The 12,114-nt window shown below is 33.9% G+C and carries 10 protein-coding genes and 4 tRNA genes; all 14 read right to left on the bottom strand.

Annotated features, from left to right (window positions below; all coding sequences use genetic code 11):
- The coding region (locus ACWIUX_RS08460) for a GTP-binding protein (RefSeq protein ID WP_448590291.1) at positions 1–118 on the bottom strand (118 nt) is incomplete at its 3' end.
- 45 nt (positions 119–163) lie between these two features.
- A tRNA-Thr gene (locus ACWIUX_RS08455) sits at positions 164–239 on the bottom strand.
- 3 nt (positions 240–242) lie between these two features.
- Positions 243–327, bottom strand: a tRNA-Tyr gene (locus ACWIUX_RS08450).
- Between the two features lie 57 nt (positions 328–384).
- Complete coding sequence (locus tag ACWIUX_RS08445; protein WP_448590290.1) at positions 385–1,158, bottom strand: TdeIII family type II restriction endonuclease; 774 nt, start codon at positions 1,156–1,158, stop codon at positions 385–387.
- A 3-nt stretch (positions 1,159–1,161) separates the two neighbouring features.
- The gene (locus ACWIUX_RS08440) at positions 1,162–2,772 is read right to left on the bottom strand and encodes a DNA methyltransferase (RefSeq protein ID WP_448590289.1); all 1,611 of its coding nucleotides are present in this window, start codon (positions 2,770–2,772) and stop codon (positions 1,162–1,164) included.
- 184 nt (positions 2,773–2,956) lie between these two features.
- Positions 2,957–3,031, bottom strand: a tRNA-Asn gene (locus tag ACWIUX_RS08435).
- An 11-nt stretch (positions 3,032–3,042) separates the two neighbouring features.
- A tRNA-Lys gene (locus ACWIUX_RS08430) sits at positions 3,043–3,118 on the bottom strand.
- Between the two features lie 87 nt (positions 3,119–3,205).
- Positions 3,206–4,315, bottom strand: coding sequence for a hypothetical protein (locus ACWIUX_RS08425; protein ID WP_448590288.1), 1,110 nt, complete (start codon positions 4,313–4,315; stop codon positions 3,206–3,208).
- A gap of 31 nt (positions 4,316–4,346) precedes the next feature.
- The gene (locus ACWIUX_RS08420; RefSeq protein WP_448590287.1) at positions 4,347–5,783 is read right to left on the bottom strand and encodes an NAD(P)H-hydrate dehydratase; all 1,437 of its coding nucleotides are present in this window, start codon (positions 5,781–5,783) and stop codon (positions 4,347–4,349) included.
- Between the two features lie 46 nt (positions 5,784–5,829).
- The gene (locus ACWIUX_RS08415; protein ID WP_448590286.1) at positions 5,830–6,738 is read right to left on the bottom strand and encodes a cation diffusion facilitator family transporter; all 909 of its coding nucleotides are present in this window, start codon (positions 6,736–6,738) and stop codon (positions 5,830–5,832) included.
- Positions 6,739–6,744: 6 nt separating this feature from the next.
- Entirely contained in the window at positions 6,745–8,586 is a 1,842-nt protein-coding gene (gene glmS, locus ACWIUX_RS08410) for a glutamine--fructose-6-phosphate transaminase (isomerizing) (protein WP_448590285.1), read from the bottom strand.
- Positions 8,587–8,680: 94 nt separating this feature from the next.
- Positions 8,681–10,120: a type I glutamate--ammonia ligase gene (glnA, locus tag ACWIUX_RS08405; RefSeq protein ID WP_448590284.1), complete on the bottom strand. Its 1,440-nt coding sequence runs from the start codon at positions 10,118–10,120 to the stop codon at positions 8,681–8,683.
- A gap of 20 nt (positions 10,121–10,140) precedes the next feature.
- The gene (locus tag ACWIUX_RS08400; protein WP_448590283.1) at positions 10,141–10,884 is read right to left on the bottom strand and encodes a pyridoxine 5'-phosphate synthase; all 744 of its coding nucleotides are present in this window, start codon (positions 10,882–10,884) and stop codon (positions 10,141–10,143) included.
- A 57-nt stretch (positions 10,885–10,941) separates the two neighbouring features.
- Entirely contained in the window at positions 10,942–12,114 is a 1,173-nt protein-coding gene (gene coaBC / locus ACWIUX_RS08395) for a bifunctional phosphopantothenoylcysteine decarboxylase/phosphopantothenate--cysteine ligase CoaBC (RefSeq protein WP_448590282.1), read from the bottom strand.

Raw genomic sequence — 12,114 nt, 5'->3', positions numbered from 1 at the left:
CTGCAGCAGCAAGAGTCATTGTAAGAGCTGCAGTCAAAGTGGTCTTTCCATGATCAATATGACCAATGGTACCAACATTAAGGTGTGTCTTTGTTCGGTCAAATTTCGCTTTTGCCATTGAACATCCCCCGTTCAAAATGGTATTATTTTTAAACTCTTAAACTGGAGCCCACGACCGGAATAGAACCGGTGACCTCTTCCTTACCAAGGAAGTGCTCTGCCGACTGAGCTACGTGGGCTCATGGTGGGGAGGAAAGGATTCGAACCTTTGAAGGCGGTGCCAGCGGATTTACAGTCCGCCCCCGTTGGCCACTTGGGTACCTCCCCAACTGCGATTAAAATTCTACCAATTTTTTAGAAATTTGTAAACAGGTTATTTTCTCTTTATTTGAACTTTGAAAAATATTTATCTATTTCTGGTCTCAACTCTACCCCTACTCTTTCAAAACAATCCAACAGTTCTAAATAAGACCCTTCTCCCCCGAGAAAGTCCCAAAATTCTTCTGCAACCTTCAATTCATTATCTAAATCCAGCATTCCTTTCAAAGTCCATCTTTCATAAGGTTTGGGTTCATAAGGATTATATGGAATAGCAATACATGAACAAATACTTGCATTAGGATATTTTAATAAATAAATCGCTACCCATTCAAGCAATGTTCTCTTAAAGTCTTTAAAATTGCTAATATTAGGCTTGGCTGTTTTTAAATCAAACATATAAACAGTATTGTCTTTAGATTTAACAAATAAATCTACCTTTACAGTCTTTAATTTATTTATATTACCAAAGGTTGCAACTTTTCTTATTCTTTCAACTTCTTCTAGCTTGTCTGGATTTTTACCTATTGTTAATTCATTTATGATATGTTGAATTTCGTTTTGTGCCTGTTCACTTATAGTATCACCCACTACAAATTGCTTTTTTGCAACAGGAAATCTTAAACTTGCCAATGCTTCAGCTACAGGTTCAAAAATAGATGTACCAAAAGTTGTATTTAAAGAATGAATAAAAGAAAACAACGCCATTCTATCCCGACCAAGTAGGCGATAATGAAATGGCATATTACTTGTTTCCGGATTATATGACAAAAATTTATTTTTTAAACTTTCTTTAATAGTGTTTTCAATTTTTTCTATTTGTTCTTTTGTAAGAGTCATTTTTCATCTTTCTTTTAAGTGAAATATTGATTCTGAATAAGGTGTTTCTCTGTCTTTTTCAACTCTACATAAAACAGGACGTTTAAACTCATTAACAATTTTCATCCCGGCTAATTCTGCAATCTTTGGATAAAGGTTATATTTATCATTAGCAACCAAAAATACATCATAATTATCCTGAAGATATTTTTTACAATTTATCAGAACTTGCGCTATATCTCTAACATACAAATTCCTCTGCTCTTCCCCTTGGCCATTTGATAAAGGTCCTATCTCCAACTCGTCATTTCGTTCAAATCCAAATATCTCATAGGCATATGCATGCTGTTCGTGATAATCAATAAGTCCAACATAAGGTGGACTCGAAAAAATCCCTTTTATTTTTTGCTTTAATAAAATTTCAGCAAGCTCTTGGTTTTTCTCTTTAATCTCTTCATAAATATCTATTATTCTGCTATCCCCTGTTAAACAGACCTGAAAAGTATTTGTTCTCAACTTGTCAAATTCTTTAATGCGATTTAGTGTATCAACTGTATAAAATTTCCACCATCTTGTTATAGAAAATATTGGTTTACAAATTTTTCCATGCTTCTTACAATAGTAAGTAGTAGTGACAGGTTCTTTTAACGTTGCCAGGTCAGCATGAGTCGTAGCTCTGCATGAACGGGCAGTTCTACTTAAGATAATAGTTAGAACATTTTTTACATCCAAATTATTTAATGTCTTAATTTCTTCTGATAAGAAATCTATTTCCTTTCTTACTGGATCTAAAAACCACTTGTCTAAAAACGTCTCATTTTTATCCTGTCTTATTTTAATTTGATACCTTCGTATTAGTTCATTGTAAATGTTAAGAAATTCCTTTTCTTTATCCTTTGCGTATTCATTTTCATTGATTTCACCGTTTGCAATCTTTCTTCTATATCCCGGCGAAGGGAAATGCTTATTGTTAAATCTTGTCAATTCTGATAACAAATGTTCTTCAAAAATAATATTATTTTTGGTCTTTTGAAATTCCTTTAGTTTTAAATTCAGTTTACGAATCGCATCTTCTATTAGAGTTAGATTATGCTTTTCAACCTTTACATTAGAAATCAAGACATTGAAAGGAGAAATATCTATTCCAATGGCGTGTATTCCTAATTCGTTTGCCTGTACTAATGTTGTTCCGCTTCCACAGAATGGATCTAAAACTATATTACCTTTACTAAAATAAATCTCTTTTTTAAACTCATCAGTATGCGAATCAAGAAAATACTCTACTAATTGAGGAATAAATTTACCTTTGTAAGGATGCAACCTATGGACGTGTTTTGTTCTTTCGGTTTCTTTATATTGAGAAAAAGATAAATGCCAATCGATATCTTCTCCTAATATACTTCGCCATTCTTTTTCCTTAGAAAAATTATCATAATAATCTTTTAATTCATCTATATGTATAAGAACACTGCCATTATTTTCATATTTCTTTATCCTTCCATACTGAATTAGATAAGATATATTTGAAACACTGATTCTGCGATTTAGATATTGAGAAGCCCAAACACTTGCCTCTTTCAAACTTACGAACTTCTTATCCTCTTCTTTAAAGAGTGTGGGCTGCATCTTTGACATTTTTTAATCTTTCTCCTCTTAATGCTTAACTTCAATTTCTTATTTCACATAATTTTCAACATTATTACACACGGTTTAACAATCTGTACTTTTTGAATAACTTGATAAGCGAAGTAAGTACAAGAAAGATAAGGAAGAGAGTCATTTTTTAACTCCGAAAAACCTCATTTTATGATGTTATGAATGGCTCCCCGGGTAGGATTCGAACCTACAACCTACCGGTTAACAGCCGGTTGCTCTACCGTTGAGCTACCGAGGAACATTTAAATCTGGTGGGTCGTAGAGGATTCGAACCTCTGACCCGCTGATTAAGAGTCAGCTGCTCTACCAACTGAGCTAACGACCCGCTACGGATAAATATCTTACTAATAAATTTTTATTTTGTCAAATTTTTAGAGAAACGCTTTTGAAAATATTACGAATGCCAAACTGATTAGATCCCTAGTTCCTTTAGTCTATTATTATAATAATTATAGAACTTATGACTTGGCACCTCTTGAAATGCTAGAATGATAGAAGGTACCTCTTCACCTCGTAAAAAAGAGATATGACTTTCCAGTTCTGAAATTTTTACCTTCTCATCCTTTTGCAAAAAATGTCTCATAGAACTATCTGGAACATTACCCTTCATATCTTCTGGTATACTAGCTAAATATATAAATTTTAAGAGTAAATCCTCACGTAGATCAAATTGCTTGAATTTAGAAATTAGCTCGAATGCAAGCTCTTCATCCTGACCCAATTCAACTATTCTATCGGAAAATTTATCTAAAGTATCTACTGAGTCAGCCAAAAAAGCTCCAATAAGTGCAGATACATCTCTTTTCTTAAAAATTGACAAAAATCCAGCCGAGAGCAAGGCAGCATCATCAGATAGACCAGGTCCCTTTTTATGTCTGATATAGTGAGAAACTATTACATTTGAACCAGGTAAAACCCTATCACTTGAAACTATCAGGCCATTTCTTTTATATTCTTCAATGTTTTTTTCGTTTTCTTCCTTTGCAAGCATATCTCCTGTTATTTTTAGCTCCTCCATTTTTGTTCTGTCAACAATATAAATATCTCCCCCTCCAATATTAACTTTGTATTTGGCTTCAGCTTTCTTTCTATACTCAATATCGTCCATCAATCCAGCTAAGACATATCCGAAAACAGCACTTTTTACAGAAACTTGCATATTTTCAAAAATTGTAATTCCAAGTAGTGGCTCCCCAAACGAATTTAATAATGGCTTTCTATTATCTAAATCTTCTTCTTTCAGGCTTAGAAACCACTCCCTTATATCATCAATTAATTTTTGCCTTTCTCTTTTAATTACATCTACATCCATATTAAGAGCTAACACAATATCTTCCATGCAAGTATTAGGAAATTTTTCCCCTCTAAAAACAGAGTGACCTTCATGAGCGTGTCCTTCTATTGATTGTATTAGTATTAACGGTTTAACTTTATCATTTACTATTAAATGAACAGTTGTGTTTAAATGATCAAAATCCTTTCTGATAAGAGATTTTGGTGCCACATTTGAAAATTTTTTCATGAATATTCCTCCATAATTTGATTGTTCTTAATTATATAAAATCACAATTATTTATAATATTTTCAAAACCTCCAAAAGTCTTTAAAAATCTGGCCAAATCAGAAGCCCTCGTTACTTTCATATTTCTTTGTCTAGCAAATTCAGGAATAATTGCATGAACAAAAGTAGCTAAAAGCGACGCGCTAAGTGTATCATATCCAGTTGCAAGAAGAGCACCAATCATCCCACTTAATACATCACCAGAACCAGCTACTGCAAGATCAGAATCAGCAATAGGTATTAGATATTTTTGAAACCCCTTCCCTATCAAAGTGTTTGCCCCTTTAAGAACTAAAGTAATGTTTGGATATAACTCAAGAAAAGTTTCAAATCTTTCTATCCTATCTGCGTCATTTTTATATATTCTCTCAAATTCACCTTCATGAGGCGTAATTATTGCTTCTTTATCTTTTATTAAATCAAGAATTTCAGGAAACAAGGCATCGGCATCCAAAATCATTGGCAAATTAGACTGTGAGACATAACTTTTTATGAATTCTTCTCTTTTCTTTGTAAGACCAGGGCCTATTAAAACAGCTTTCCATTTTTTTGAAATACTATTTCCAACCTTCCCATTTACAAAATCCTCTTCAACAATAGGTATCGTCTCTGCAGGCAAAAGCGAAAATTCATCTTCTACAATTGAAAAACTCATCCCTAATCCCATATTTAAAGCACCTTCCAAACAAAGCCTAAGCGCACCAGGATACTGTTTAGATCCTGCCCATACTAGTAAGGATCCCTTTTCTATTTTATGAACAAAATCATCCTTTTTTCTTATTAGCTCCTTTGAATCAGAAGATGTAAATAACTTTATGCCGTTTTCTGGAATTGGAAAACCAATATCTATTATCACAACTTTACCTGTATATTCATATGAACGTCTAAAGAGATAACCTCTTTTTAAAAAGCCGATGGAATAGGTATAAGTAGCTTTAATCGCTTCAGGTTGAGGTTCTCCTGTGTCAGAATTTAATCCAGCAGGAACATCCATAGAAACTATCGGTTTATTTAAACTGTTCAATTCCCTGATCAATCTAAGCATTTCATCTCTAAGTTTTCCATAAAAGCCTATACCTAAAAGTCCTTCTATAATAACATCTGCACCTTTTAAGTCTGAAGTTTCTTCTATACCTAAGGACCTACAAAGTTCTCTTTGAACCCTACACTCTTCAGTTGCTGCGCCCCACGGTTGATAAATAGAACAATCATAGCCCTTTAATTTTAAATTATAAAGCAAAGAAAGTGCATCCCCTGCATTATTCCCCTTACCACACACTGCTATTATCCTACGTGCGTCTTTGAAATCTTCAACAAACCTCAATGAGCTCATTGCCCCTACTACACTCATAAGAGCCAAAGGTGTTTGCCCGGTAGAAAAAAGCTTCTCTTCTTCAAATCTAATATCTGAAGAGCTCAAAACAAACATTTCAAAGCCCCCTTTGAAATTTATATATAGTTATTGTAACATCAACTTAATTTTTAATTACCCCAACGCCCACACAAAAATTATGTTCAAATTGGATAGTTACGTGATTAATTCCAAATCGCTTTAATTTCTCTTCAATCTCGTCTATTATCTTTTTAGTATGACTTATCAAAACGTCTTCTACATCTACATGCGCTTCAAAATTTATATTATCCTCATTCAAGCACCATATATGAACATGATGTACATCAATAACTCCATCTATCTTTTTTATTTCTTCAACAATCTTGTAAATGTCAATATTATTTGGCACACCTTCAAACAATATGTTTGTGGAATTCTTTAAAATATCAAAGCTTTCTTTTAAAATATACATACCAATCAAAACAGCTATAAAGGGGTCTACCCAATTTTTATGAAATAAGAAAATTAAAATTCCAGCTATTATTACGCCAATAGAAGAAAGTGTATCCCCAAGCAAGTGTAAATAAGATGATTTTATATTCATATTTTCCCGTGATCCTTTATGCAATAAAAGAACTCCCAAAAAGTTTGCAATGGTTGCTAAAAATGCAACTGAAATTATAATAGAACTATTAATGTTTGCGGGATGCAAAAACCTTTCATATGCCTCTTTAAAAAGAAAGAGAGATATAAATATCAAAATCAGAGAATTTATGAAAGCTGAAATAATACCTGATCTTTTATATCCAAAAGTTCTTTTTTCATCATTTTTTTTGTTTTGTATTTTTATGGCAATATAACTAATTAACACGGATAAACCATCACTAAAGTTATGCATTGCATCAGAAAATAGAGAAACACTTCCTGAAAGGATTCCCCCAATTATTTCAAAAAAAGATATGCCAAAATTTAAAATTATAACTAAAAATAATTTTATATCGTTGATATCAGATATTTTATTAAGTTGTTCATGATGATGATGTTCGCTCAATTGTATCTACTCCACTGTTACCGATTTTGCAAGATTTCTTGGTTTATCTGGATCTCTCGAAAGCCATACAGCAGCATAATACGCAAAAAGTTGCAACGGCACAACGTTATAAATTGGCGAAACAATTTCTGGCACATCAGGTACATATAAAACATCGTTTACAAGATTTATAGCTTCTTTATCACCCTCACTAATTAAAGCTACAACTCTAGATCTTCTACTCTTTGCCTCTTCGATATTAGACAAAACTTTCTCATAAGTAATAGAAGACTTTGTCGCAATAGCCAAAACAGGGGTAGTAGGATCGAGAAGAGCTATTGGACCGTGTTTCATCTCACCTGCAGGATATCCTTCAGCATGAATATATGAAATCTCTTTAAGTTTTAAAGCACCTTCAAGAGCCACTGGATAATTTATACCCCTGCCCATAAAGATCATATTTTTATAACCAGAATAAATTTTTGCACTTTTTTCAATATCGCTCAAGTATTTTGGGAAATATTCTTTAAGCTGTTTTGGTACATCAAGAAGATATTCAAGTGTTTCCTCAACAACACTTTTTGAAATGCTCTTTTTACAAGTTCCAATATAAAGGGCTAAGATATACAAACTTACTAGTTGAGAAGTGAATGTCTTTGTAGCTGCTACTCCAATTTCAAGACCTGCCCTCGTTAAAATACTAAAATCAGCTTCCCTATTTGCAGTAGAACCCAATCGGTTAGTAATAGCCAATACATAACTACCTCTTTTTTTAGCTTCTCTCATAGCAGCTAAGGTATCGGCTGTCTCGCCTGATTGAGATATTGCAATGGTTAGAACGTTATTATTAACTGCTGCATTTCTATATCTAAATTCTGAAGAGTAATCAACTTCACATGGCATATCTGCTAAATATTCCATTAAAAATTTTCCTATTAATGCAGCATGATAAGAAGTACCGCATGCCACAAAACAAATTCTTGAAATACTTCTTATCACATCTTTAGGAAGTTCATTTTTATAAGGTTCAAACTCGTTTTCAAAAAATACTCTTTGACCAATTGTTTCCTGAACGACTAGGGGTTGCTCGGAAATTTCCTTTAACATAAAATGGTCAAAACCACCCTTTTCTGCATCTTCTTCGTTCCAATTAACATTAAAAAAGTTTGGCTTAATTTTATTTCCGGTCATATCAAAAACACTTATATCATCTTTGCTTAATACTGCAACTTCACCATCATTCATAATATAAACTTCTTTGGTGTATTTTAATATAGCTGGTATATCAGAGGCCAAAAAATTTTCCCCTTGTCCACGTCCCAAAATTAGGGGTGCAAATTGTCTTGCTGCAAATATTTTATTTGGCTCTTTAGCATTTACAAGTGCTATAGCAAAAACGCCTCTTAAATCGTTCAAAGCTTTCAAAAAAGAGCTGAAAGTATCATTATTTGTTTTTTGATAATCCTCTATTAAGTGGGCTATTACTTCTGTATCAGTGTCGGATTTAAAAACATGACCTTTGGATATCAACTTATCTTTAAGTTCTAGATAGTTTTCAATGATTCCATTGTGTACTACAGCAATAGAAAAGGTGCAATCAACCTGAGGATGAGCATTTTTAAGACAAGGCTCTCCGTGAGTAGCCCATCGCGTATGGCCAATCCCAACAAAACCCCTAAGAGGAATATCTCTTAAATTATCTTCAAGAAAGATAATTTTTCCAACCGCATGTCTGATATCAAGTTCACCTAATTCATTCACTACAGCAATACCAGCTGAATCGTATCCTCTATACTCTAATTTCTTTAAACCGTGTAAAACAACATCTGCTGAATTTTTACTACCAATATAACCAACTATTCCGCACATATTATCTCCTTTCTAAAACACAACATAAAAATGGCACTTGGTTAAAGATACCAAGTGCCAATTCAAATATTTATAAATTTAAAGATATTTTTGTTTAAATATCAAAAAGTGTAACGAATTCATAAGGATGAGGCCTTATAGCTAATTCTTTAGCTTGAGCTCTCTTTAATCCAATATAGGATTCAATCAAACCTTTTGAAAACACCCCGCCCTTTAAGAGATATTCGTGATCTGCTTCAAGAGCGTCGAGCGCTTCATCTAAAGAACCGGGAACAGAAGGAATATTCTTTGCCTCTTCAGGTGGCAAATCATAAATGTTTTTATCAAGAGGCTTACCAGGATCAATCTTGTTTTCAATGCCATCCAAACCTGCCATAAGCATTGCAGAAAAAGCAAGATAGGGATTTGCAGATGGATCGGGTGGCCTAAACTCTATCCTCTTTGCTTTTGGATTGGCAGTGTACATTGGAATACGAATAGCAGCAGAACGATTTCTTTGTGAATATGCAAGGTTCACAGGAGCCTCATAATGGGGTACAAGTCTCTTATAAGAATTTGTAGTTGGAGCGGCAAAAGCTAATACAGATTTTGCATGCTTAAGAAGACCGCCAATATACCACAAAGCAATGTCACTAAGATTAGCATAGCCTTTTTCATCGTAGAAAAGAGGCTTTCCACCCTTCCACAAACTCTGATGACAGTGCATACCCGAACCGTTATCGCCAAACAAAGGTTTGGGCATAAAAGTTACTGTCAAACCATTTGCTCTTGCAACATTCTTTGCTACATACTTGTATTTCATAAGGTTATCAGCCATTTTTAGCAAACTATTAAACTTTATATCTATTTCAACCTGGCCTGCAGTTGCAACCTCATGATGATGAACTTCTATCTCAAGTCCAACTTCCATCATAGCTTTTACCATTTCAGATCTAACATCTTGTAATTGGTCATTAGGAGGACAGGGGAAATAGCCCTCTTTAGATCTTATTTTGTGACCAAGATTGGGCTCCTCATCTCTATCAGAGTTCCACCACGCTTCTACAGAGTCGATGGAAAACATGCCACCCTTTGAGTCATATTTATACTTGACATCATCAAAAATAAAGAACTCTGCTTCAGGGCCAAAATAAACAGTATCTGCAATGCCAGAAGCCTTAAGATAATTTTCTGCTCTTTTTGCAACACCTCTTGGATCCTTTGGGTAGTCTCTTAATACAATAGGCTCTTTTACATCGCAAATAATGTCAATAGTTAGATCGTCAAAAAATGGATCTATAAAGGCTGAAGATAGATCTGGAATAAGGATCATATCGCTTTCTTCTATTTGTTGAAAACCCCTTATGCTTGAACCATCAAAACCTAATCCCTCTTCAATTACGCCTTCATCAAAGGCCTCTACAGGAACAGTAAAATGTTGCCATGTTCCTGGAACGTCACAGAACCTTACGTCTACAAACTTCACTTCATTTTCTTTGACAAAATTTTTAAACTCTTCATAGTTTTTAAAACCGACCTTATCTTGATTGCTCAAATTAGACCTCCTAAATACTTTTATTTTTCTCTTAAAACACTTGCAAAGTTAAGTTTTTCTACAATCTCCTCAACTGCCCTATAAATTCCTACAAATATTGACCTCGATACAATACTGTGTCCAATATTTAATTCTTCAACCTCGGGCAGCAAAGCAACTTCAAAAAGATTGTCTTTATTCAAACCGTGGCCTGCATAAACCTTAAGACCTGCTTCTTTAGCAAGAAAGGAAGCTTTCTTTAACCTTTCCAGTTCGAAATTCCTTTCAATTTCGTCTATTGAGTCAGCATATCTTCCCGTATGTAACTCTACAGAATCAGCACCTAACATCGAACTTTTTTCAACAGAAACCTCATCAGGATCAATAAAAAGAGAAACCTCAATCCCATTTGACTTCAAAGTTTTTATACTTTCTTTTAAAGTATCGTAGTTTTTAGAAAGATCTAAACCTCCTTCTGTCGTGAGCTCTTCCCTTTTTTCAGGAACTAAGGTCACCTTGTTAGGTTTTGCCTTGAGGGCAAAAGAAACAATTTGTGGAACACAGGCCATCTCTAAATTTAGATTATCTACAGCCCTTCTTATCTTAAGGACATCATTGTCCTGTATATGCCTTCTATCTTCTCTAAGATGAACTGTTATGAGATCAGCACCTGCAGACAAAGATATTAAAGCAGCAAAGAGCGGATCGGGATACGTAATTTTCCTCGATTCTCTAAGTGTAGCAACATGGTCAACATTAACTCCCAAACGGATTTTCCTGACCACATAATCACCTCTTTATTATGATGTCAAAATTATAGCACAAAAAAAGATAGATTTATCTCACAATTTCTTTGATAAAATATCCAAAATAAAATTAGCAATATCCTTTTTAGTAGAACTTAATTCAAAGAAATCCCCTTCAGCACTTAAAATCAAAACTTCATTATCTTCACTTCCAAAAGGAAAACCGCTATTATGAATTTTATTTGCAACTATGTAATCCAAACCTTTCTCTTCTAACTTTTTCTTTGCATAAATATTCAAGTTCTCTGTCTCAGCAGCGAAACCAACAACCAGCTGATTCTTCTTAAGTTTACTAATTTCCTTCAATATATCAGGATTTGAAGTAAGTTTAATTTCAAAACTATCTTTCTTTTTAATTTTATTCATAAATTGTTCGCTTACCTTAAAATCCGATACAGCAGCCGCCATGATCAAAATATCACAAGTTTCAAAATTTTCACGTACACATCTAAGCATCTCTTCAGAAGTCTCAACGTTGATCCTTTCCACCATATAGGGAGTATCTAAACTGGTAGGCCCTGAAATAAGTTTTACTTGCGCCCCCCTCAATGAAGCAATTTGAGCAAGAAAATAACCCATTTTGCCTGATGATCTATTAGAAATATACCTAACTGGATCAATGGGCTCACGAGTAGGCCCTGCAGTTACTAGTATTTTTTTCCCAAGAAAATCCTTTTTAGGATAAAAATAATAGTTAAACATTTCCAAGAATTCATGTGTTTCTATCATTCTACCAGGCCCTGTGCTTTCACAAGCAAGTCTGCCATAAGTAGGACCAAAAAAAATCACATTCTGACTTAATAATTTTTTCACGTTATCTTGTAAGGATGGATTTTGCCACATAACGTTATTCATCGCTGGCACTAATACCAGTGGACAATTCCTTGCCATAGCCATTGTAGTAAGTAAATTATCGGCTATACCCAGTGCAATTTTTGAAATAGTATTAGCCGTGGCTGGACATACAACGAATACATCAGAATTCTGAGGCAAGATTATATGAGCTAAAGATTCTTTGCCAACAGGCATATTGGTATCTGTATAGCAATTATTTTTTGTTAGAGCTTCAAAAGTCAGAGGAGAAACAAATTTAGTGGCATTTTCAGTCATAACAACATTTACTTCATGTCCCTCTTTTACAAGAGATGAAACAAAATTTGCTGCTTTATATACCGAAATACCACCAGATACGCCAAAAAGTATCTTCAA

Source organism: Thermodesulfobium sp. (assembly GCF_053498235.1).
This window is presented reverse-complemented; position numbering and strand designations above follow the sequence as displayed.